At 45.9% G+C, this 22,264-nt stretch carries 25 protein-coding genes; 6 read left to right on the top strand and 19 right to left on the bottom strand.

The genetic code is table 11. The features are described 5' to 3' along the window. Window positions 1-140 precede the first annotated feature (140 nt). From KNQ13_RS12950 to KNQ13_RS12960, 3 genes are read right to left on the bottom strand one after another with little or no spacing between them, the layout of a single operon-like run. A complete protein-coding gene (locus KNQ13_RS12950) occupies window positions 141-1,031 on the bottom strand; it encodes an MBL fold metallo-hydrolase (RefSeq protein WP_236624362.1) in 891 nt (296 codons plus the stop codon). A gap of 33 nt (window positions 1,032-1,064) precedes the next feature. Continuing rightward, the gene (locus KNQ13_RS12955; protein ID WP_209548351.1) at window positions 1,065-3,734 is read right to left on the bottom strand and encodes an MMPL family transporter; all 2,670 of its coding nucleotides are present in this window, start codon (window positions 3,732-3,734) and stop codon (window positions 1,065-1,067) included. A gap of 35 nt (window positions 3,735-3,769) precedes the next feature. Beyond that, a complete protein-coding gene (locus tag KNQ13_RS12960; RefSeq protein WP_014969375.1) occupies window positions 3,770-4,213 on the bottom strand; it encodes a MarR family winged helix-turn-helix transcriptional regulator in 444 nt (147 codons plus the stop codon). 146 nt (window positions 4,214-4,359) lie between these two features. On the opposite strand from KNQ13_RS12960, the gene KNQ13_RS12965 reads away from it, so the two are divergent. After that, window positions 4,360-4,551: a hypothetical protein gene (locus KNQ13_RS12965; protein WP_014969374.1), complete on the top strand. Its 192-nt coding sequence runs from the start codon at window positions 4,360-4,362 to the stop codon at window positions 4,549-4,551. Window positions 4,552-4,614: 63 nt separating this feature from the next. On the opposite strand, the gene KNQ13_RS12970 is transcribed toward KNQ13_RS12965, so the two are convergent. From KNQ13_RS12970 to KNQ13_RS12980, 3 genes are all read right to left on the bottom strand, one after another. Then, the gene (locus KNQ13_RS12970; protein WP_014969373.1) at window positions 4,615-5,064 is read right to left on the bottom strand and encodes a universal stress protein; all 450 of its coding nucleotides are present in this window, start codon (window positions 5,062-5,064) and stop codon (window positions 4,615-4,617) included. 29 nt (window positions 5,065-5,093) lie between these two features. After that, window positions 5,094-5,543, bottom strand: a complete 450-nt coding sequence (locus KNQ13_RS12975; RefSeq protein ID WP_026830679.1) for a general stress protein — start codon at window positions 5,541-5,543, stop codon at window positions 5,094-5,096. A 63-nt stretch (window positions 5,544-5,606) separates the two neighbouring features. After that, complete coding sequence (locus tag KNQ13_RS12980; RefSeq protein WP_026830678.1) at window positions 5,607-6,350, bottom strand: hypothetical protein; 744 nt, start codon at window positions 6,348-6,350, stop codon at window positions 5,607-5,609. A 114-nt stretch (window positions 6,351-6,464) separates the two neighbouring features. On the opposite strand from KNQ13_RS12980, the gene KNQ13_RS12985 reads away from it, so the two are divergent. After that, window positions 6,465-6,668, top strand: a complete 204-nt coding sequence (locus KNQ13_RS12985; RefSeq protein ID WP_026830677.1) for a hypothetical protein — start codon at window positions 6,465-6,467, stop codon at window positions 6,666-6,668. Here KNQ13_RS12985 and KNQ13_RS12990 read toward each other — a convergent pair. The 3 genes from KNQ13_RS12990 to msrB form a co-directional block, all read right to left on the bottom strand. Then, window positions 6,639-7,874 carry a sensor histidine kinase gene (locus tag KNQ13_RS12990; protein ID WP_236624361.1) on the bottom strand — a complete coding sequence of 412 codons (1,236 nt, stop codon included), beginning with the start codon at window positions 7,872-7,874 and terminating at the stop codon, window positions 6,639-6,641. The two genes, KNQ13_RS12985 and KNQ13_RS12990, sit on opposite strands and share 30 nt — an antisense overlap. 160 nt (window positions 7,875-8,034) lie before the next feature. Next, window positions 8,035-10,947, bottom strand: coding sequence for a S8 family peptidase (locus tag KNQ13_RS12995; RefSeq protein ID WP_026830676.1), 2,913 nt, complete (start codon window positions 10,945-10,947; stop codon window positions 8,035-8,037). 147 nt (window positions 10,948-11,094) lie between these two features. Continuing rightward, window positions 11,095-12,195: a peptide-methionine (R)-S-oxide reductase MsrB gene (msrB, locus tag KNQ13_RS13000; RefSeq protein ID WP_026830675.1), complete on the bottom strand. Its 1,101-nt coding sequence runs from the start codon at window positions 12,193-12,195 to the stop codon at window positions 11,095-11,097. 186 nt (window positions 12,196-12,381) lie between these two features. On the opposite strand from msrB, the gene KNQ13_RS13005 reads away from it, so the two are divergent. Then, window positions 12,382-12,768, top strand: a complete 387-nt coding sequence (locus KNQ13_RS13005; RefSeq protein WP_026830674.1) for a DUF302 domain-containing protein — start codon at window positions 12,382-12,384, stop codon at window positions 12,766-12,768. A 226-nt stretch (window positions 12,769-12,994) separates the two neighbouring features. Here the strand turns inward: KNQ13_RS13005 and KNQ13_RS13010 are convergent, their stop codons facing one another. The 9 genes from KNQ13_RS13010 to KNQ13_RS13050 all read right to left on the bottom strand — a co-directional run bounded on the left by KNQ13_RS13010 (window position 12,995) and on the right by KNQ13_RS13050 (window position 18,320). Next, a complete protein-coding gene (locus KNQ13_RS13010) occupies window positions 12,995-13,771 on the bottom strand; it encodes a sulfite exporter TauE/SafE family protein (protein WP_014969366.1) in 777 nt (258 codons plus the stop codon). Between the two features lie 55 nt (window positions 13,772-13,826). Then, the gene (locus KNQ13_RS13015) at window positions 13,827-14,054 is read right to left on the bottom strand and encodes a sulfurtransferase TusA family protein (RefSeq protein ID WP_012369262.1); all 228 of its coding nucleotides are present in this window, start codon (window positions 14,052-14,054) and stop codon (window positions 13,827-13,829) included. 36 nt (window positions 14,055-14,090) lie between these two features. Continuing rightward, complete coding sequence (locus KNQ13_RS13020; protein WP_026830673.1) at window positions 14,091-15,227, bottom strand: MBL fold metallo-hydrolase; 1,137 nt, start codon at window positions 15,225-15,227, stop codon at window positions 14,091-14,093. 32 nt (window positions 15,228-15,259) lie between these two features. Beyond that, window positions 15,260-15,826: a sulfurtransferase TusA family protein gene (locus KNQ13_RS13025; RefSeq protein ID WP_026830672.1), complete on the bottom strand. Its 567-nt coding sequence runs from the start codon at window positions 15,824-15,826 to the stop codon at window positions 15,260-15,262. 47 nt (window positions 15,827-15,873) lie between these two features. Further along, complete coding sequence (locus KNQ13_RS13030; RefSeq protein ID WP_026830671.1) at window positions 15,874-16,170, bottom strand: rhodanese-like domain-containing protein; 297 nt, start codon at window positions 16,168-16,170, stop codon at window positions 15,874-15,876. Window positions 16,171-16,191: 21 nt separating this feature from the next. Continuing rightward, window positions 16,192-16,551: a rhodanese-like domain-containing protein gene (locus KNQ13_RS13035; protein ID WP_026830670.1), complete on the bottom strand. Its 360-nt coding sequence runs from the start codon at window positions 16,549-16,551 to the stop codon at window positions 16,192-16,194. 21 nt (window positions 16,552-16,572) lie between these two features. Next, the gene (locus tag KNQ13_RS13040; protein ID WP_014969361.1) at window positions 16,573-17,052 is read right to left on the bottom strand and encodes a DsrE/DsrF/DrsH-like family protein; all 480 of its coding nucleotides are present in this window, start codon (window positions 17,050-17,052) and stop codon (window positions 16,573-16,575) included. 56 nt (window positions 17,053-17,108) lie between these two features. Beyond that, complete coding sequence (locus KNQ13_RS13045) at window positions 17,109-17,372, bottom strand: metal-sensitive transcriptional regulator (protein ID WP_014969360.1); 264 nt, start codon at window positions 17,370-17,372, stop codon at window positions 17,109-17,111. A 99-nt stretch (window positions 17,373-17,471) separates the two neighbouring features. Then, window positions 17,472-18,320 (bottom strand): LysR family transcriptional regulator, encoded by an 849-nt coding sequence (locus KNQ13_RS13050; RefSeq protein ID WP_026830669.1) that lies wholly within the window; start codon window positions 18,318-18,320, stop codon window positions 17,472-17,474. A 111-nt stretch (window positions 18,321-18,431) separates the two neighbouring features. On the opposite strand from KNQ13_RS13050, the gene KNQ13_RS13055 reads away from it, so the two are divergent. Beyond that, window positions 18,432-19,298, top strand: coding sequence for a sulfite exporter TauE/SafE family protein (locus tag KNQ13_RS13055; RefSeq protein ID WP_026830668.1), 867 nt, complete (start codon window positions 18,432-18,434; stop codon window positions 19,296-19,298). On the opposite strand, the gene KNQ13_RS13060 is transcribed toward KNQ13_RS13055, so the two are convergent. Next, window positions 19,295-20,152, bottom strand: coding sequence for a YihY/virulence factor BrkB family protein (locus KNQ13_RS13060; RefSeq protein WP_014969357.1), 858 nt, complete (start codon window positions 20,150-20,152; stop codon window positions 19,295-19,297). The two genes, KNQ13_RS13055 and KNQ13_RS13060, sit on opposite strands and share 4 nt — an antisense overlap. A gap of 185 nt (window positions 20,153-20,337) precedes the next feature. Here KNQ13_RS13060 and KNQ13_RS13065 point away from each other — a divergent pair, with 185 nt between their 5' ends. Beyond that, window positions 20,338-21,438 (top strand): nitric oxide synthase oxygenase, encoded by a 1,101-nt coding sequence (locus KNQ13_RS13065; protein WP_026830667.1) that lies wholly within the window; start codon window positions 20,338-20,340, stop codon window positions 21,436-21,438. Next, window positions 21,435-21,887 carry an NUDIX hydrolase gene (locus KNQ13_RS13070; protein ID WP_026830666.1) on the top strand — a complete coding sequence of 151 codons (453 nt, stop codon included), beginning with the start codon at window positions 21,435-21,437 and terminating at the stop codon, window positions 21,885-21,887. Before KNQ13_RS13065 ends, KNQ13_RS13070 begins: the two co-directional genes overlap by 4 nt. Window positions 21,888-22,264 lie beyond the last annotated feature (377 nt).

The following is a 22,264-nucleotide window of genomic DNA, read 5'->3' on the forward strand; positions in this document are numbered from 1 at the left end:
ATGTGGTGTGGTAACTCCATTCTACACGAGGCCGTTATGGGCTTTTTGTGTTTTCCGTCAGGTGTTGCACTTAATATTACAATTCGTCATATAATAAGGAATTCTCGTTTGAACCACACAAACCTGCCGATTCGCTTCAATTATTTTTTGGTTCCGTTTGCGAAAAACACGAGTGTTTCTTCCTCACCCGTCGTCAAGTCCCGTTCGACCCTCTCACGATACAACCGGCGCATGTCGGATACCTGGCCTGAAGCTTGCTGCGTCACCTCAATCGCCCGACGCAACACCATGACTTCTTGTTCAAATTCATCCTTTGGCATCGCTTCGCCATGTGACCAGACGTAATAGTCGGCGTCATATTCCGCGATGACATCCAGTAAACGGGTTGTTTGGTCGGTCGTATAGTTCCACTTGGCAGAAAAGATATCCGCATACATCGCGTCCCCTAAAAACAGGACCCGTTCTTGTGGAATATAGATCAATGCACTCTCTGGCGAATGATCATTTTCGACTTGCCGCAGGAGACACTGAACTCCACCAAGATCCACTTCAAGTTGCCCTTCGAATTGAATCGTCGGCAAGACGATCTCGATGTCACGGTTTGCTCCGAACTCCAGTTTGATCGCATCGGCACAAAACGGAATTTCAATCTCTTGTTGGATCCGTTCCTCGAGTGCCTCATCCGACCATTCGTAATCCATCATCTTTTGCATCTCTTCAACCGTCCGTTTCGTCGCAATCGTCGGCACGGCCATCTGTTTCATTCCGAAGATATGATCCCAGTGCCAATGCGTCAATGCAACGAGGTCCGGTTGTTTCAGCCCTTGTTTTTTCATCTCCTCTAAAAATAGAGCGGCGTGTTGGCTCGAATTTCCGGCATCGATGACGAGACTCCGGTCGTCCCCCGTAATCACCGCGACGATGGGTCGATCCGTCTCACTGACCGGTGTCTGGTACCAAATCCGGTGGGTTAACTGTTTAAATTGTTGTATGATGATCGCCTCCTTGTTCAGTATACCGAAAAAGTCCATCCGGGGGATGCCCGGATGGACGACTGGAATTTCTTATTTTTTATTCTGTTTTTGACGGAATGGCCACCAGACACCTGGTCCAAACGAAACTGTAATCGCTGGAATCAGAAGTGGTAGGACAATCAATCCGTATAACAGGAGACCCGTTATGACAATCGTCGCAATCTGGACAAGACTGAGAACACCAGATGGCATCATGGCACCAAACGTTCCGGCCAAAATGATGGCCGCCGTAATGATGACCGAGCCCATTTTCTTCATCGAGACATACATGGCTTCTTTTGTATCCAATCCGTTGATCGTTTCTTCCCGGAAACGATCAAGGAGGAAGATGGAATAGTCAATCCCAAGGGCAACCAGCATGACGAATCCGAAGAATGGAACGGCCCAGCTGATTCCATCGTAACCAAGTCCATTGACGAAAATCAATTCAGTAATCGAGACCGACGTATAGTACGTCAATAACAATGAACCGATCATAAACAGTGGCATGATCAACGAACGGAACATGACTGCAAGGATGACGAACAAGCTGACGATCATGATGACGACCGTCCGGGTAAAGTCAGCTTTTGACGTATCATTTAAATCACTGTTGATACTCGAAATACCACCGTAAGCCACTTGTGCCTGCTCGAGTGGTGTATCTTTTAACGTGCTGGCTGTTGTTTTCTTGATGGCAGCAACCGTTTCAATCGCTTCCGGTGAATACGGATCGTTGTTTAAGATGACTTCGAACTTCAATCCGGTTTCGTCATCAATCGTATAGCGTTCGATGACCGGCTCAAAGTCTTTGCTCGACAAGGTATCTTTCGGAATGAACATTCCTGTACCACGAATCGTTTCTGAATCGCCCATCTCTTTGAGGAAATCGGCGGCGTCAGTCAATCCGGCTTCAATCTTTCCAAGCCCTTCATTCGCAGAACCGACACCATCCGCAAGTTGCGTTAATCCGCCTCCGAGTTGACCGGCTTGTGCCCCTTGCGTTTCAATCCCCGCTGCCGCTTGCGCGATACCCGTCTGAATTTGTGACAGTTGACCGGATAACGCTGTCAATGTCCCAACCGTTTGGGGGATATTTTCGGCAGATTGTAACCCTTGTCCGACAAGTGCTATCTGCTGATTGATTTGACCGAGACCAGTCGCCGCTTGCTGCAACTGTGCGGCCCCGGCTGTCGCCTGATCACCTGCCGGAATCTGACCACTGATCGTGTTCAGGTTTTCTTCGACCGTCTGAAGTCCTTGACCAACTTCACCGAGTCCGTCTTTTGCGTCCGTCAGACCATCTGCGACTTGTTTCAGTTGTTGGTCGACATACAGATCATCGATGACGTCACCGGTCGGACGTGAAATCGAACGAACGGCTTTGACCCCGTCGAGTTTAACGAGTTCACGACTCAATTGCTCCGCATACGGGACTGTTTCTTCCGTCACGAGTTTTTGATCGTCTTTTAGAATGATATTGACCGGCAATGACTCACCGGCACCAAAGCCGTCAGAAATCGCATTTAACCCTTTGACGGTTTCGTATTTTTCACCAATCTCATCGACGGTATTAAACGAAAGATCGTCGTCATACGTAAACAGTGTCGGAATCGTGATGACGGCGACGATTGCCATCGCAAGGAGCGGACGGCGAATCGATAATCCGCCATACCGTGCCCATAATCGGCTGTCTTTATGACTCGCGGCATTTTTCGATGGCCAGAATAGCTTCTCTTTTAATGTCGCCATGAAGAACGGAACGAGTGTGAACAGAACAAGTAAGAGTACAGCGATTCCGACCGCAACGGCGACGGATGATTTAAAGATCGGGAAATCGGCAAACCCAATCGCCGAGAAGCCGACGAGAACGGCCAGACCACTGATCAGTAACGTCCGCCCTGCTGTTTGGTACGTGTTGACGATTGCCGTTTCCACATCGTGCCCTGCCGTTAATTCCTCTTTATACCGACTGAGGAGTAAGATACAGTAATCCGTCCCAATCCCAAACAGAATCGCAACAAGGAAAATTTGCGTAAAGTTCGAGACGGGGAATCCGAACCAATCGACGAAAAAGGCGACAAACGACTGGCTCATCAAATACGTCACGCCGACTGCGAATAGCGGAACAAACGGCGTAACGATTGACCGGAAGACGATCAGCAACAGACCAAAAATCAATCCGACGGTAATCAATTCCGTTCGTTTCAACCCTTCTTGCGAACTCGTATTGACATCTGCATTGATGAGCGACTCACCCGTCAGATAAATTGTCCGGTCGTCCGGTAAGAGATCCGTCCGAATCTGCTCGGCGAGTGTCGTGATTTCGTCTTGTGAACCATCGACCGTGATCGGAACGAGGACCGTTTTTTTATCTTTTGAGATCAACTGTCCTTCCGTTTCCTTGCTTTCGAATGGGTTCAAGACACCTGTGACCGGCTCATCCAATTGTTCTAAATCCTTGACGATTTGACCAATCTCTGACCGGTCTTCTTTTGTGACCGCTTCTTTTAAGGGGATGACAAGTGAAATGGTTTCTTCACTTGCTCCGGCCGCCTTTAAAATATCGGCTGCCCGTTGTGAATCTGTATCACTTGCTAACTGGATCGCACCAGCCTCTTCTGCTTGTTTCGATAAGTTCGGTGCGGCTAAAAATAATCCGACTGTCGCAAGCAACAAGACGATTACGATCGGCCAACGCCATTTGACGATTTGTCGCATTCCTGTTCCACCTCTTCTGTCTCTATTTTTCTGAATTAATCTTCAATCTTCAAAATCGCTTTGACTTTCCGGAACGTTTCGATGAATTGTTTGATTTCCTTATCATCGACTTTGCCGTCAATCAATTGTTCCAAATAACTGTAAATCGCTTGATTCGAAGCCTCGACGACTTCTCGTCCTGCTTCCGTCAAGACGATTCGCTTTGTCCGATGATCATCTTCTGAACGTTCGACCTCGACTAAACCATGTTCGTTCAGTTTTTTTAACCGATTCGAAATCGCACTTTTATGCACTCCTTGCATGACCGCAATCCGACCGGACGCGACCGGACCGTATTTATCGACCAGCTTCAACAAATGGAGTTGCTCCGGTGAGTAGAGACGCCAGACTGGCGAATCAACAGATTTCAGGACCCGTTCTGTCCCGTGAATCATCACCTCTTCAAACAGCAGTACGGCTTCTCGAAGATTCTCTTTCATGATAGTTTACCCCCTAAACTCATATAAGTAGTTTAGCCCCTAAACCAGATAGCGTCAACTCCAAACTGTCACAATTATCCTGACATGTAAATCCAATTTTCGTTATGATGAGAGTGAGCATCATCATAGGTAAAGGAGGACTACAAATGACCGCATTATTCTGGATTGCATTAGTGATCTGTGTACTTGGACTTATTTTTACAGTGATGGTCGGACAGAGTCGGAATGAAGAAACCTACAGCAATAGTCAAACGGCGAAAAACATGTCTTGGATGTATTTGGTCTTATTACCCGTCATCTTGATCATTCTCGGAATCTTTTATTATTTATTGACCTGACTTAGATCAGCCGACAAAAAAGCTGCTTCGATGAGATCGAAGCAGCTTTTTTTGTATCTTCTGTTATTTGAGTGTTTTAGGGCGAACGATATAGATGTCACACTTCGCATACCGCGAGATGTTTTCCGAGACACTTCCGATCATGATCCGTTCCATCGCGTTCATCCCGACGGCACCACAGACGATTAATCCGGCTCCGACCCGTGGAGCGATGACTTTCGGAATCAACGTTTTGGGTGATCCTGTTTCGATGACGAGTTCGACCGCTTCCAAACCGGCTTCCTTCGCCCGTTTCTCATACTTGTCGAGTAACTCCTGCGCATACTCAGTTACGTTTTGATCAATGAACCGTTGATTGGCCCGGACGTTCGCAAAGGTTTGAATATCGATGACATGTGCGATGACCAACTTGGCTTGATCAAGTTTCGCGAACTGGACGGCTTTTTCAAAAGCTAAATCCGCCGTCTTTGATCCATCGACCGCTACTAAAATCGTATGATAATGGCTATCCATCGTTGTTCACCCTTTCCACTCAGGCACGATTACAACATCCGATCGTTTTCATTTTCGAGCGCGCGGTTCTCATGATCAAGCTTCCGCTCGGCCTCGATGCCTTCCGGTTCACTCTCTAAAATACTTTTTTGTTCTGGTGCCGGACGAGTTGCTCCTTCTTCGTCGGCAAGCAGTACGTAAGCACCACTTCTCACACTCGCGACATGTCGTTCCACTTCACCTTCTTTGAGCCCGAGTGAATGAAATGCGTCACGTGTCTCTTCATCCGTGACTCCTTTTCCTGTAAACCGTTCAAACAACGTCTGTTTCCCGGAAACGAGTTGTGCGGCTGATTGCCCACGCAACATCGCCATGTCGGTTTTATCTTGTAAGACGACATATAGGTCTTCTTCCAGATAACCAGCGAAATGTAAATCTTCAATCTGACGAATCAAATCCGTCTCATTTTCGTACGTACCGATCAACTGTTTTTTCCCCATTGGTCATTTCCCCCTTTTATACTTCTATAAGGGATATACCCCAAAAACTGAAAAGCAACGACATCAACTGTCGCTTTCTTGAGAAATCGGTCTTTTTTCTTTTGAAAATAATTGATCCCGTTTGCGGAACACAAGAATGATTGCAATCATCAGCACAATTATAATTCCGATCGTCAGTCCTTGCTGGAGACTGTTTAATCGTTCGTTAAAAAACAAACCGATGTAATACCAAATGATGACAAGCCCAAAAACCCAGTCGGCATGAATCAAAACAAAGCAGAGAGCGCCACCAGCAAAAACGAGCAACATCAGACTGACCCATTGGGTGGCCGTCAGACCAAATAAATCATCAAAACGAAAATCTTGCAAAATACGAAACGGCAGAATCAGAACCTGGACACTCGACCAGGCAAGGAATACAGAAAACGGTGAACGCATCCAAGGTGAACGGTTCGGATGATGTTGAATTTTTATATAAATGATGCATAAACTAATAAAAGAGATCGTCGTCGATACGAGTTCCCATGGTGGACCGATGATGCTACTCGCTCCGAATCCAAGCATCGTCAGCATAAACCATCCGCTAATATCAAAAATCAATGTCCGATCGGCCGGATAGGCTTGAACCGGTCGGATACACCAAATCAACAAAGTCGTGTAGACGACACCGAAAATCGCATCAATGAATGACGCAGGCATGATTGCGAGTGAATCTCCGGTTGGTGTTTCATACCAGACGACACGTGCTAAGAGAACAAATAAAAAACTGACCAGATTCAAAAAGCGTAGTCCGGTTAACGGTTGCATTCCTGTACACCTCCTCAGGTATTTATTTCCCGCAGGACAGATGACGAAAACAAAAAAATACCGTTTTAAGAAAAGTGTTTTAGTGAATAGAGGACTACAAAGGAGCGATTCGATATGGAACCTTTCATCAAACCTTTTCACTACAATTTCATTCGGGGGCAAGTCGATTTGCTGACCCAGCAATTAACCACCGTTCATGACGCCGATGTATTAGAAGCTGTCATCTATAGTGCCGCTCAAAAAATCTTTGATTTACTCCCTGTTTTGACGGCTGAACAAGAAGAACTTTTAATGCACATTCGAGTGCATACGACTTAATAAAGAAGTATGATCTTCTAAAAACGCTTGAATCTGTTGAATTTTCATCCCATTCGTCGTCGCCCCGATGTACGTACCGTCATCATACAATAGCAACGCCCCATATTCAGATGACGTGATATCCAACATCTTTTGGACGATTGCCGGATAGGACTCGACCGTTTCTCGGACAGCAAGTGCTTTCGTCAGTTCACTGCGCATCTTCAACTTTTCTTCATTTTGTTTGGTTGCCTGATAGGCTTCTTCCAATTCTACCTGTTGTGATTGTAATTCTTCCTGCTGGGCAAGTAGTTCCTCGCTTTGCGCCTGCAACTCTTCGTTTTTCCCTTGCATCTCTTCTTTATGGGCATTCGTCGTGACGGCCATCTGATTAAAGGACGAACGTAACATGCCTATCTCATCTGTCCGCTGTTCCGTCAAATCCATCTCAATCGGTTCATTGCGCGAGAGTTTTTGATTATCGTCGATCAAACGTAACAACTGTTTGGTCATTCGCTTCAAAAACGGATGGACAAACAATAAAATGAACGCAATCAAAACAAGAATACTCGAAATCCAAATCCATTGTGTCTTGGCGACTTCACTCCGCAGATTCATGACGGCATCATTTTGTTGTTGTTGCAGATTATTCCGGTACTCATTGAGTGCCGAAGAAGCCTTCTCGATGTCAGGTGTGATGTCGATTGAACCATCTGCCGTTTGTTTAAGCTGTCCCTGCTCGACTAATCGTTCAGCGATGGGCAATGAAAATAAGCTATCGCCTTCTAAAAAGTCTTCCCGGATCGCCCCTGCCTTTTTTTCATTGACATACGACTGAGTCAGCGGGAATAACGCACTGTAGTACAAGTCATACAAATTCGTCATCTGAGCTGCGAATTCTTCTTCTTCATCGGTTTTCCCATTACGTACAAACCAATCCGTCTCACTTTTGATTTCGGTTCGAAGTTCCTGGATTTCATCAAAACGTTCCTGATCACCAAAGATGACGAATCCCCGCAGACCAAATTGGACCGTTTGCCAGTTGTCCCATAATGTATCTGCCCGTCGATTTTGTTCACTGATGACTTCTAGATCCCCCCGTGACGATTCGATCCGCTCTTCCATGTAATCATAGACAAAAAAGGAAGTAATCGAGACCAAAAACAATACTACATAAAACACTGCCAATAGTTGCCGCCCGATTCGTCTCCGAATCCAATTCATCATCAAATATCCTCCTCATCATTCGATTCGAATGATGCTTGCCTTAAAATTAGTCTAATCAATTAAAAATACCATATTTTCAAAAAAAATACTTTAAAAGCAAGATAACTGACTAAAAAAACAAGCCTTTTTCGTTTTACCCGAAAAAGGCTTGTTCGAAGACTTATTTTTTAGCTTTTTTAACGACAACTGTTGTTTTTGTACTTGTTTGCTTGAGATTGTTTTCAGCATACACATATAGTTTCGCTCCTGCTTTTTGTTTAGCGATTTTCACAGAAAACGTTCCTTTAGAGGTGACTGTTCCTTTGGCAATGACTGTTTTTTTTGCATTTTGGATAGAGATCCGTGCTTTCTTTTCGCCCGTTCCGGTTACCTTTGTCGCACCGGCTGTCACCGGATTGACTTTTGGTGCCGTTGGCGGAGCAAGAACCGTGATGACGGTCGCTTTACTCGAACGGTTCGCGATGTCTTTGACCGTGACTGCGAGACGGGTATTCGGTGCCAGTTCTTTGACTTTGACAGTGAATTTCCCTTTACTGTCGACAACCGCTGTTCCAACAATCTTGTTTTTTGCGTCTTTGATTGTGATTTTACCATTAACGATCGCTGTTCCCGTCACTTTTGTTGCGCCGGCAAGGACACGATCGACTTTTGGAGCAGCCGGTGCTTTTCCTGGTAAGACTTCCGTCCGTTCTGACGTGACATCAAGTCCGTTTGCGTAACGGATCGTCAAGACCGATGTTTTTTCCTGACGTGGAATCGTCACACTGTACTTACCTGATTTTGCTGTTGTTTTTGCCAACATTTTTGCCGTATCTTTTGTATCTGTCAACTTCTTCGTCGACCACACTTCCACTGTTGTACCGGTTTTGACTTGTCCACTGACAACAAGCTGATTGTCATAAACCGGATTGACTTTACCGTTTAAGTGCAATTGAGAGATGGCACGCGTGATGTTCACTTTTCCGTATCCGGATACCGGGCTGACGAATGCCGGGAAGTCCGGTGTCATTTCTTTTTCATATCCCGGTGGATACTCATCTTCCATATCTTCGTCTTCATCGTACCAATCATTCGGATTTTCAAAGGCGAGTGGCTCCGCGCTTGTCCGTAGGATCGTTTCGATTTGTTTTGGTGTCAACTTGTCATTGAGTGACGCAAGGATTCCCGCGACTGCCGCCACGTGTGGGGAAGCCATACTTGTTCCGTCCATGTAGACCGTATTGCCGTCCGGAACGAGACTCGCGATTTTCGAACCAGGTGCGACGACATCCAGTCCAATTCCGTAGTTCGAGTAATCAGCAACCATACCGAGCGGGTTTGTCGCTCCGACAGAAATTGCATATTCTGAACTGGCGGGGAAACCGACAGACATATCATATTCGTTCCCTGAAGCTGCAACGACCGTCACGCCGTGATCCGCTGCATATTTCATCATGTAAGCCATCGTCCGGCTCTCGCCGCCGCCTAGACTCATATTGATGATTTTTGCGCCATGATCAACCGCATATTTGATTCCGAGTGCGATGGCGTCGGTCTCGCCTTCACCGTTGGCATTCAACACTTTGATTGGAAGGATCTTCGCTGATTGATGAATCCCGCGAATACCATACTCGTTATCGAGCGCTGCCGCGATGACACCTGAGACATGTGTTCCGTGACCGTTGTCATCCAACGCATCTCCGTTTCCATTGACATCGACATAGTTCTTTTCCTGGGCAATATCGACTTTTCCTTGCAGATCTTTAAGGCGATAATCGACCCCTGTATCGATGACCGCAATCGTGACCGGTTTTAGCGTTTGACCTGAATTGTTCTTTACGAACTGTTCAAACCCGATGCCAGCGTCCGGGAATTGTTCGACATTTGATTTTTGATTGAGCGACCATTGGTAGTTGTAGTTGATGTCGCCCGTTGCCCGGTATGTCTGGATTTCCTCGACATATTCAACGGCACTTGATTTCTTCAATGCTTGTTTCAGCACAGCTGCCGATTGGTTTTTGACCGTCGGATCTTCTGTGACGATGACAAACTGACCTGTTCTACCAAGTGATAATTTCTCGACATCTGCCGCTTGCGTACCGTTGATTTTCATCGTCCGTTGTGTCTGACCCGGTTTCAACTTAACGATGAAACGTGTTTTCGCCTCTGATTTGACACTGATGCCAAACGGTTTGAAGGCTTCACTCAAATCAGAACCACCGATGGTTTCGATACTCGCTTTTTTCGCGACTTGATTGATTTCGGTTGCGATGACTTCTGGTGACGCGTCACGCGTCAAAGCATGCAATCGATTGATGGCCGTTTGATCCGTTTTCGTTAACGTGTATGCCGTTCCGTTGACGAGAGCTGTCATCGCCGGTTTAAGCGTTTTTAAATCTTCATACGTCTGTGTACGCTTATCTTTATTGAAGAGAAGTGTTTTGACGACGTATGGAGAGACTTTATAGTACAACGACGTCAAGCTTCGTCCTTCTTCCGACTGACTTAAAACTTGTTTTTGAATCGCGTGCATCAATGCAAGCAATGGTTTCTCGTCCGTCGTTTGTTTGAGGGCTTCTTCCGCCATACAGCTCATATCGCTGATCGGCTCATATTCGACAGGCAATGTAACATCGTTATACGTTAATTTGACGTGAGCCGCTTTCGTTGCTTTATCTTCTTCGATGTTCGGGTAATAATCGACTTTGACATAGTATGGACCGTCCCATGCATACGGGACGGCAAGTTTTGTCACGTCTTTGTCGTTTGGTTCCGCGTATCCACGGTAACGATCAAATGTCTCGTCTTTTGATGCCATTTCCTGACTTGGATAGGCCGTGACTTCAATCGGCTGATCCGTATCAAACGACAATTCGAAGTGAGTCGCTGTTTTTTCGATTCCTGCTTGATGTTCGACCTTGTACCAGTATGTATTCTTTTCTGCTGTTCCTGTCTCAAGGACGGTTTCCTGTCCTGCTTTCAATAGTACCGCTTCCGACAATTCACTTGCTGCTGCCGTTTTTGTCGCTGAAGGTCCAATTCCAAGTGTCAGAATCAAACAGCTCAGCATGAGCCAAATCGTTAGTTTTTTCACAACGTTCCTCCTCAAGATATGATCATACATTGTTTATAGTATAAACAATATTTGGATAAAATGGATAGCTATTTCTCGAGAGATGCACCTTACAGTTTCGAAAGAAAAGACACCTTCCACAAAAGTGAAAAGTGTCTGTTTGGTTGATTATTTAAATTCAGAAATATATTGTTCGTACCCTTCTTGCTTTAACTCCTCTTTTGGAATAAATCGTAGAGCAGCCGAGTTCATGCAATAACGTAAGCCGGTTGGTTCCGGACCATCGTTAAAGACATGACCAAGATGGGCATTCCCGTGCCGGCTTCTGACCTCCATCCGCTTCATCCCTAATACAAAATCACTTTTTTCAATGATGTTTCCTTTTTCTAACGGTCGAATGAAGCTTGGCCATCCGGTTTTCGAGTCGAATTTATCATTTGAAGAAAATAACGGTTCACCGGAAATCAGATCAACGTAGATTCCGTCGGCCTTTAAATCATGGTACGGATTATCAAAAGCTGGTTCTGTCCCATCTTCTTGGGTGACCTTATATTGAATATCTGTTAACTTCGCTTTAATCTGATCGTCAGTTAACTTCGTATATTTCGGTAAATCAAGTTTTGGTTGATCGTTCCAATATCTGTTAATGAATTCGTCCCGTCCGGAAGCGGCACGATAAAATTTATACTTCTTTTCGCTTTTCAGGTAATAATCTTGATGGTAGTCTTCCGCCTCATAAAACGGTCCTGCTTCAATCAACGGCGTGACGATTTTTTGATCAAAGATCCCGCTCTCGGCTAAGTTTTTCTTCGATTGTTCGGCGATTTGTTTTTGTTCTGCGTTCGTGTAGAAAATCGCTGTCGTATACGATTCGCCTTGATCGACGAATTGACCGTTCGGATCAGTCGGATCGACTTGGCGCCAGTAGACATCCAGTAATTGTTTATATGAGATGACCGATGGATCAAACGTGATTAAGACTGCTTCCCGGTGACCGGTCGTCTCCGCCGATACCTGGTTGTATGTCGGATTTTCAAGATTTCCACCGGTATAACCGGAAATGACCGATTTGACCCCTTTTAACTCTTCAAACGGCGGTTCCATACACCAGAAACAACCGCCCGCTAAAATCGCTGTTTCTTCTTTTGTATAAGACAACTCTTTGCTTCCGCTCGATTTTGCCTGTTGCTGCTGAAAGATAAAGTAGCCGCCAATCATAATCGCAATCAATGCTACGACCGAAAGAATCGTCAACATCCGTTTCCTCATCTCCCTCCGCCTCCTTTTTTAAGCTTACGTCACCCACAACCGGACGGATGTCTTTTTTCTAATGTACCTTGATTTCCCACAGTTTGTCGCCAAGTCTGCTTTCATTTGGCACATTCAAAAAATACGATTCATCCTATTGAAAGAGGGAAATACATCTAAGACACTAAAAAACCAGGAGGGGTATTTATGTTTGATTATACCGTCACGTCTAACTACTCAACAGAAGAAACAATCGAACGCTTAAAAGAAGAACTCGGTCAGGTGTCATTTGGCGTCTTGTGGGAGTTTGATTTAGCGAAGAAGTTTGCCGAAAAAGAGTTACCGTTTGACGATTTGTATCATATTCTTGAAGTGTGTAATCCGAAAGAAGCCCACCGTGTCCTGTCGGCTGAACGGCGTGCCGGTTACTTTTTACCGTGTAAGCTTGCTGTGTATACGGAAGATGGACAAACGAAGATCGGTATGCCGCGTCCAACGGCACTGATTGGTCTAGTTGAAGAAGACGAGTTAAAACAAGTCGCACAGGATGTCGAACGGCAACTCGTCGACGTCATTGAAAAGAGTCGTTTGTAACTCCTCAAAAAAAGAGCCTGACTCAAAAGTCAGTCTCTCTAAAGAAAAGAATCACTCTTTTTATGCTACTCCTACAGCAAAAAGCGCAAGACGACTTGCGCTGTCAGAGACAAACGAGATCCGCTTTCCTGCCTGAACGAGGCAGGAAAACTGGCTTGTGTCTCGCCTGAGGAAAGGGCGTGAAAGAACGAGTGATTCTTTTTTGAGTCAGCCCTTTGATGTTCTTTTACAAGATATCAATCCAAATTTTGATCGCTGTCGCTAAGATTAAAACCGCAAGAATGATTTGCAGGACTTTTGTATTCATCTTTTTTCCGGCAATTGCGCCGAGTGGTGCCGCAATCAGGCTGGCGACGACCATGATCGTTGCCGGTCCCCAATCAACTTGCCCCGTCGTAATCTTTCCGACAGTAGCGCCAATCGACGAGATGAACGTGATGGCGAGCGAAGAAGCAATCGTCATCCGGGTCGGAATTTTCAAGACGACGAGCATGATGGGCACGAGTAAGAAAGCACCCGCTGCACCAACGATTCCAGCCCCCACTCCGACGACGAACGCCGTACTGGCAGCAATGCCTTTATTAAAGCGGACTTGATCCAGTGGAATGTCATCCAGTCCTTTTTTCGGTACGAACATCATGACAGCTGCCGTTAAAGCGAGTATTCCGTAGACGAGGTTGATGGTATCTTCTGCTAAGACGTTTGAACCATAGGCGCCAAGGAAACTCCCAATTAAAATCGCACCACCCATACTCACAATCAGTGACTTATTGAGATAGCCACCTTTTCGATAGGCCCAGACGCCACCGATGGTCGCAAAAAAGACTTGAATGGCACTGATTCCGGCGACTTCATGGGCAGAAAATGCGGCAAATCCGAGTAGTGGCGGAATGTATAACAACATCGGATATTTGATGATCGAGCCGCCAATTCCGAGCATTCCTGAAATATATGATCCGACGAATCCAATCAAAAAAATTGTTATGATAAAACCGATTTCCATTCAATTCACTCCTTTGAAAAAAGGAGGGCTGTCGTCAGCCCTCCTTCAACTTGAATTACCCTTTTTGGATCCAGAATTTTAAGACACTAGCGTCTTCTTCATGTTTCACAAGCTCATGGCCACCTGATTTTGCCCAAGCTTGTAAATCGTTTTTAGCACCTTTGTCTGTTGCATGGATTTCAAGAATCTGTCCTGATTCAAGTCCAGCGATTGCTTTTTTTGTTTTGACGATTGGCATCGGGCAAGCAAGCCCTTTGGCGTCGAGTACGAGTTCTGATTTCATAATGATAATTCCTCCTGAATTGGTTTGTTTTTTAGTTTAGCGGACGGCGCAACGGTTTGGTCCAACTTCCATCTCACGTTGTGCTTCGAGATCCGGTGACTGTTTGCCCATGTTCGTCTCGCGAATTTCTTGATACGCATTTGGTTGCGGTGGCAAGTTTTCTGTCACCATTTTCCGGAAGGTTTCTTCGTCTTCGATATTCAAACCATGATTGTTCGCAAGTAACACATCGAGTTTTTCCGCGACACTGCCATCTTCATTCAATTCTTCGATTAACATGAAGTGAGCAGGTAACACGACGAGATCTTTTGAAAGTTCACGGTATGTGTTGTACAGTGAATCCCGTAAATCGCCGACCCAGTCTTCTGCAAGTCCGGCTAAATCCGGACGACCAATTGAATCGATGAACAAGATGTCTCCCGTTAAGAGATACCGATTATCGACGACAAATGAAGTCGAACCGATCGTATGTCCCGGGGAATAAAGGGCCCGGACATCAATTTGTGTATCGCCTACCTGAACGTGGCTTCCATCTTCGAGCGCTGCATAGTCAAACGTGACGTCTGTTGCGTCTTTTGGTGGCAACCAGTATGTCGCTCCTGTTTTTTCAGCAATCTCGCGTCCACCGGAAATATGATCGGCATGAAGATGTGTGTCAAAGACATGTGTGATGTTAAGTTGACGCGCTTGTGCGTAATCGAGATAAACATCTGTCATCCGCGTTGCATCGACAAGAACGGCTTCACCTTCTGAAATGATCATGTACGACAAGCAGCCTTTCCCGATCCGGACGAATTGAACGACTTCACCTTGATCGGCTCCGGTTTCATTTAATGATCCGAGTGAAATCGGCTCCAAGTGTTCGCTCCAGGCTTTCATGCCTCCTGAAAGATACGAGACGGTCCGTCCTGCTTCTTCCAATAAATCTGCTACAAAAATCGACGACCCTTCTTTTGCACAGACGACAAGAACAGGTTGGTCCGTCGGCAGTTGATCTAAAATATCTTCGACACCGTCGAGTAAATCAAAATACGGAACATTGAGATATGAAAACTGTTCGCCTTCAATTTTCCAATCTTGAAACGCCTCTTCATTACGGACGTCCAAGATAAATAACTTTTCACGGTGAATGATTTTTTGCGTGACTTCTTTTGTTGTCATTGCTTGTGCCATCTGCTTGATTCCTCCTGATCGTAATTTACGGATTAAACGGTTTGATTCGTATCGTACTTCCAGTCACTCATGCCGGGGATCACGTTTTGAACGTTGAATCCTTTGGCATCGAGTTGTTGGCAAGCTAGATCACTCCGGCTGCCTGTCCGGCAAACGACATAAATCGTTTTCGACGAATCGAGTTCTTCCATGCGTTCTTCCAGTTCACCGAGCGGAATGTTGACAGCACTCGGGATATGTGAAAACGCATATTCGGCTGTTTCCCGGACATCCAGAATAAGTGTATCCGCATTGCCACGGACGGCTTCAACGGTCTCGTTATTGACGACTTGTTGAAACGCTGGTGCTTCCTGATCGTTACCTGAAGATTTGCGGACGTAGTGGCGTAAGACGTCACCGTCTTCAATCGTTCCGAGGTATTGGTTTCCTGTACTGTTGGCCCAGGCCCGGAGATCCGCTGTTGATCCTTTGTCAGTTGCTTGAACTTCCACGACTTGACCCGGTTCCAGCGTCTTCATCGTCTTTTTTGTCCGGACGATCGGCATCGGACAAGCTAAACCGCGTGCATCGAGTACGATATCTGTTTTAATTGTCTGCAAAAGTATTCGCTCCTTTACCTATAGGGGTATAATCAAGATTAAATTTTTTACTTAGTTACGCCTTCGTAAGACATCATCCCGCCATCCATATTGATGACATCAAAGCCTTGTCCTTCAAGATACGTTGCGGCACGCCCACTGCGGGCACCCGAACGACAGACCATGACGTATTGTTTTTTCTTATCGAGTTCATTCATTTTGAATTCTACGAGACCGAGTGGAATATGAATCGCGTCCGGAATTTTTCCTTCTTTGACTTCATCCACTTCCCGGACGTCAATAATGTTCAACTGTTCCCCGTTTTCAAGCTTTTCCTGTACTTCTTTTGCTGTGAATCGTTTCATCTGTCATTCCTCCTCCTAGTTTTAACGCCAAACGTTCATTCCGCCCGACACTTCTGTAACCTGGGCATAACCCGCTTTTTTTAATTGTTTGACCGCCTGTTTACTGCGCATGCCGCTCTGACAGATCACGATGACTTCTTTGTCTTTCGGAATTTTGTCGAGTTGTGTCGGCAATACTTGAAGCGGAATGTTTTTAAAGCCTTTAATGTGATTGCCTTTGAATTCGCCCGGTGTCCGGACATCCAAATAAAATCGGTTGCGGTCACCTAAATGCTGCTTCAAGTCGGACGTCGACCATTTATTGACACCCTTCGTCGGTGCAAACATCCGATAAGCAAGAAATGCGACGATGATTAGAAATATGATGGTCAAGATATCCATTTGTATCATCCCTCCTCGAGATTAGATGAACAGGTTGACGTTTCCGTCTTCCGCGTCGGCAAGGTATGCAGCGACACCGGCATATTCAATCCCGTCATGCAATTCTTCTTGTTTTAATCCCAGCAAATCCATCGTCATCGTACAGGCAACAAGCTTCACGTCTTGCTCTTTTGCCAGTTCAATTAAATCGGGAAGCGGCATTGCGTTGTGTTTTTTCATGACGTTTTTGATCATCTTTTGACCAGCACCACCGAAGTTCATTTTTGAGAGCGGCATTTTGTCGGCACCACGTGGCATGAATTTGCCAAACATTTTTTCAAGCAATGTTTTATCCGGTTGAATCGGTTCATCCTTGCGCATCGCGTTTAATCCCCAAAACGTATGGAAAATCGTGACCTCATGGTCGTAGGCGGCTGCTCCGTTGGCAATGATATACGCTGCCATGACCTTATCGTAATCTCCACTGAACAATACAATCGTTGTTTTTTTAATCTCTGACATCTGAAAAATTCCTCCATCTATTTTACCCTACAGGGTATTAATCATTGTAAAATTTTTTATCTGCTCTTCAGTAACAGTTGAACAGCTTCTGCTACAGACTGTTCGTGATTATCGGCTGTTTCGTCATTCGTGACACAGTCGATGAGATTTTCACTCACGACAAGTCCAATGACGCGATCAATCGCGCTCCGTGTCGCACTCAGTTGAGTGACAACATCTTTACAGGACGCTTCTTCTTTCATCATCCGGATAATGCCGTGAAGCTGACCTTCAATCCGGTTCATCCGATGGATGATTTTGTCTTCATATACTTTTTCCATGCGAAGAACACTCTCCTTTTTCCGTGTGACCTGTGTCATATCCATTGGCTACATTCCATACAATAATACCTATAGGGGTATAAGTCAATGAAAAAGATTTTAGTTTGATATGGAATGTTCATTCATCCACTTTTGGGACAGGCGGGTCGTCTCCCCTTTTAACGTAATGAATTGAAACATCCGTTGATCAATTCGTGAATCATCATGCGTCTTAAATCTTTCTGACTCAAGTAAGGTGCCTGCCAAACGTTCCGAGAGAATCGAGATCCCCGTTCCGTTTGTGATCAATTGTTTAATCAACCGATTGGAATACACTGTGATGATTCGTTTTGGAACAATCGCTTGTGTGGCTAACCATGTTTCCAGTGCTAAACGGGCAGCTGATCCTTCTTCCCGGTAAATCCAAGTGGCCTGCTCCGGAACGAGGCTTTCGTGACCGATGATACGTAATCGGTCGGTCGCAAAAGGAATCGCATCGATTTGATGTGAATGATGTGGTCCTTCCACCATCCCTAAATCGATTTCGTAATGGCGTAATGCGTGCTCTACTTGTTCTTGGTTCATCACGCGGGCATCGACTGAAACATCCGGGTATGCAAGAAGAAAATCGTGAATCATCTGTTCTAACATCGCTTCATAGATGGTATGTGTCGCGGCGATTCTTAATGTCCCTCGGGTGATTCCTTCTAAATCATCCATTTCTTGTTCCAGCCGTATCGTCTGGTGCAGGATTTCTTTTGCATGTCGATAAACAATCCATCCTGCTTCCGAGATTTCAATCGTTTTGTTAAATGTATGCCGATGAATCAAACTTTGCCCAAAATGTTCTTCTAGATGCTTTAAATGAAGGCTGACCGTCGGCTGTGAAATATACAGCTGTTCAGCTGTTTTCGTAAAGTGTTTTGTCTCGACCAACATGACAAAGGTCTTCAGTTCATTAAAGTTCATTCCTTCACCTCATTTATTTTTCTGATCATTAGCATCAGTATAATTCATTTTCCTAATCATTACTTTACCCGTAGAGTCATCTGTATCAGTTCACAGAAAGAAGGAACTCAATTGGATTTGTTACTTTTTCTTTTACTTGGGACCGCCATCGGCATTTTATCCGGCTTTTTCGGAATCGGTGGAGGCATCATTCTCACCCCCCTTTTATTGATTTTAGGTTACGCGCCCAGCACAGCGATTGTCTTAAGTTTGCTGTTGACGCTTGGTTCTACGGTGACAGGTACCTTCGCGCATCTCCGTCAAAACAACTTTCATCTTCGGGATGCTGTCACGATTGGATTCTCTGGTATCATCGGGTCAGCTGCCGTTACGCCTGTCGTCTTTTGGATGGAACGACATAGCGGAGCAGACACAGTGATTTCCACCCTGTACATCGTCCTGCTCCTTCTGTTTGCGATTCAATTCTTAAAACCCGCAAAAAAAATCATCCGAGAGACGCCCGTTCCGCACGCCTCTTTTTATAAATTGGTCGTAATTGGCGGAGCTGCCGGAATTCTTTCATCCTTGATGGGTGTCAGTGGTGGTTTTTTACTCACACCGCTCCTGATGGGATGGATGCGTTTCCCGCTCAAACAGGCCATTGGAACGAGTATCGCGGCGGCTACGTTGATTGTACTCGGTGGTGTCACGAGTTATTTCATCTCGGGTACACAGGCTCCGCTCGGTTTAGGCATCGTTTTGATTATCGGAGCGCTCCTCGGTTCACCCCTTGGTGCTTCGTTTCTTAATCTCTTCAGCACTCACTTTGTCAAAAAGAGTTTGGGAAGCTTCTATGCGGCTGTCGCAACGAGTGTCTTTTTGAAAACGACACACCATGAACAACTTTCTTTACTCCTGCTCGCTTTGTTTACGACCGGATTGATCAGTCTGTTCTTTTATCAAAAAATGATCCAACGTCAAACAAGAGACTACCCTTAACGGACAGTCTCTTGTTTGATTTTTTCGGGTTTTAAGATTTTGTCTTCTTTCTTTTGACGCATCCGTTCGGCATTCATCAATCCACCTAACATCAGGACGACGGCAGACAGGTAAAACCATGTCATCAAGACGATGATCCCGGCCAGTTGTCCGTACAGACGGTCATAACTACCAAATTCCGCGTAATACGAAAAGAATTCAGATACGACTTGCCAGGCAATCGTCGCAAATAACGAACCGGGCAAGACTTGGCGGACAGTCAGCCGGACACTCGGCAGCATCCGGTACAACAAGATGAAGAAAACCAACAGGAATAACGACCCGAGTCCCCAACGGAATAAAAACCAAATCCATGAATAGTCCATCACGAAATCAGCGACGATCGTAAAATGGTTGATGAAGCGTCTCGTCAGCTTTTCAGCCACCGGGACAAGAAGAGACGTCGGTAAGATGACCATCATACCAATCGTAAACCCAAAATCTTGTAACAACCCTCTCCAAAACGGGACTTTCCGTGTCACCTCCAACGCATCATTTAATGAACGGACAAGTGATTGAACGGACATGGATGCCAGCCAAAAAGCAGCGAGGAAACTGATCGATGCAAGCTTCAGTCCGCCATCGTCAAAGATGCCGACGACATTTTTTCGAATCAAATCATATGTTTCTGCCGGAGCAAACGGACGGATCAAATCGAGTACGTCACCCGAAGTAAATGGTAAAAATGAGACCAAACCAACCACAAATAATAAAAATGGGAATAAGGACAACATCAGATAATAGGCGAGTTGGGCCGACTTATCAAAGAAGGCTTCGCCGAAGAAACGCGCAAATACAGGTTTTAATAATGACATACAGATTTCCTCACTTTCGAATGATTCTTTCCTCTATCCCCCTTTTGATGCTATTTCTAAACTTTCAACGTCTTTTGAACTTGTAAAAAAGTGAAAAACGGTCAGCGAGTGGCAGAAACGGAAAACAGACGGTACACTGATACAAGAACAACTGCCGTGTTGGAGGAAAGAAAGGATTCTACGCCGTGCCTACTTTATTAGCCGAAGCAGAACGCTTCTTAAATGACTATATAGAACAATACCCGCAAGACAGCCATCGCCTGCATCAAGTCCAGGAAGAAATTTTACGGACAGGGACATATGAACAAACGTCCCAAGAGTTAGCGTATGGGGCAAAACTGGCCTGGCGCAACAGCAATCGCTGTATCGGACGTCTGTTTTGGGATCAACTCCATGTCATCGACGCACGGGATGCCGTGACGATCGAGACCGTCCGCGAAGCCTTGTTTGAACATATCGCTTATGCGACGAATGATGGTCGGGTCCGCTCGACGATCACGATTTTCCACCCGGACCGGGTCCGCGTCTTGAATCATCAGTTGATTCGTTATGCCGGATATGAGATCCCGGATGGCATCATCGGGGACCCGAACTCAGTTGCCTTTACCAAACAGTGCCAGTCACTCGGTTGGTCCGGTCAAGGAACCGCCTTTGATGTTTTGCCGTTGTTGATTGAACTCGATGGGAAAATCAGCCTGCATCCGCTTCCGGACGACCTGGTGCTCGAAGTAACGATCACCCATCCCGACTACGACTTATTCGGAGACAAAACGGTCAAGTGGTACGCCGTGCCGATGATCTCCGATATGCGGCTCGAAATCGGCGGCATCTCCTATCCGTGTGCGCCGTTTAATGGCTGGTACATGGGAACGGAAATCGGCGCCCGTAATTTAGCGGATACCGATCGTTATAATCTCTTGCCGCTTGTCGCAAAACAGCTGGGTCTCAATACGTCACGGGAACGTTCCTTATGGAAGGACCGTGCGTTGGTCGAACTGAACCTCGCTGTTCTCGATTCATTTGAACAAGCCGGCGTGACCATCGTCGATCATCATACGGCAGCCAAACAATTTGCCCGATTCGAAAAAAACGAAGCGCTCTGTGCACGGGATGTCACGGGGGACTGGTCTTGGCTCGTTCCGCCGATGAGCGGCGCCACGACACACCTGTTTCATAAAGACTTTGATCCGGACATCAAACGACCCAACTTCTTTGCGAGTACTGCTCCGGTGGAAGAACCAAGCGTTCCGACCGGTTGTCCGTTCCATCAGGAGGTTTCCCGATGAATTACGTCAAGACGCTGCGGGATCAAGTCGGCCATACGCCGTTAATTTTAGTCGGTGCCGTTGTGCTTGTCATCACTGATGGGCAAATCCTGCTTGAACAACGCAATGAAACGCAGGTGCGGTTCGGACTGCCCGGTGGTCTGATGGAATGGGCCGAGTCCCCGGAAGAGACAGCCCGTCGTGAGCTGTTGGAAGAGACGGGTCTCGTAGCGGAACAGCTGACATTGCTTGGTGTCTATTCCGGAAAAAATTACGTCACGACGCTTGCGAACGGTGACGTCTTTCAAAGCGTCACCCTCGCTTACATCGCATCCGAGACATCCGGAACGTTACGGATCAGTGAAGAAAGTGTTGCGTTGACGTATGTCCCGTTAACGGATTTACCGGACAAGATCGTCGGGTCGCACCGGGTGATGATCGAAGATTATCTAAACCGTTATGAAACATGATGCCAACTGATTATCACGTAAAGCGTTCTTTTTAGTAAACGAATATAAAGAATCTGAGTCTCTACAGAATCGAGGTCGTTTTATGATGAACAAAATCATGCTGATCATGCTCGGTGGTACCGGAATCCTATTTGTGATTTTTGCCATTCTTGTCATGATCAGTTTATGGACCTGACAAAAAGCCGTGATGTGTGGCGTTCCCCCGTGGGACTTCCGCACATCATGGCTTTTTTATCAAAATTTGGCGAGAATACGCCCACTTCTAAACGAAGTGAAAGTGGGAGATGAATCGCCAGCCTGCCTTTCGGGTATATTCCCTTTGAAGGAGGTGAAAAATGGTGTTGAAGCACAAGGCCTACAAATTCAGAATCTACCCC

Source organism: Exiguobacterium sp. s128 (assembly GCF_018618815.1).
Classification (GTDB): Bacteria; Bacillota; Bacilli; order Exiguobacteriales; family Exiguobacteriaceae; genus Exiguobacterium_A; species Exiguobacterium_A antarcticum.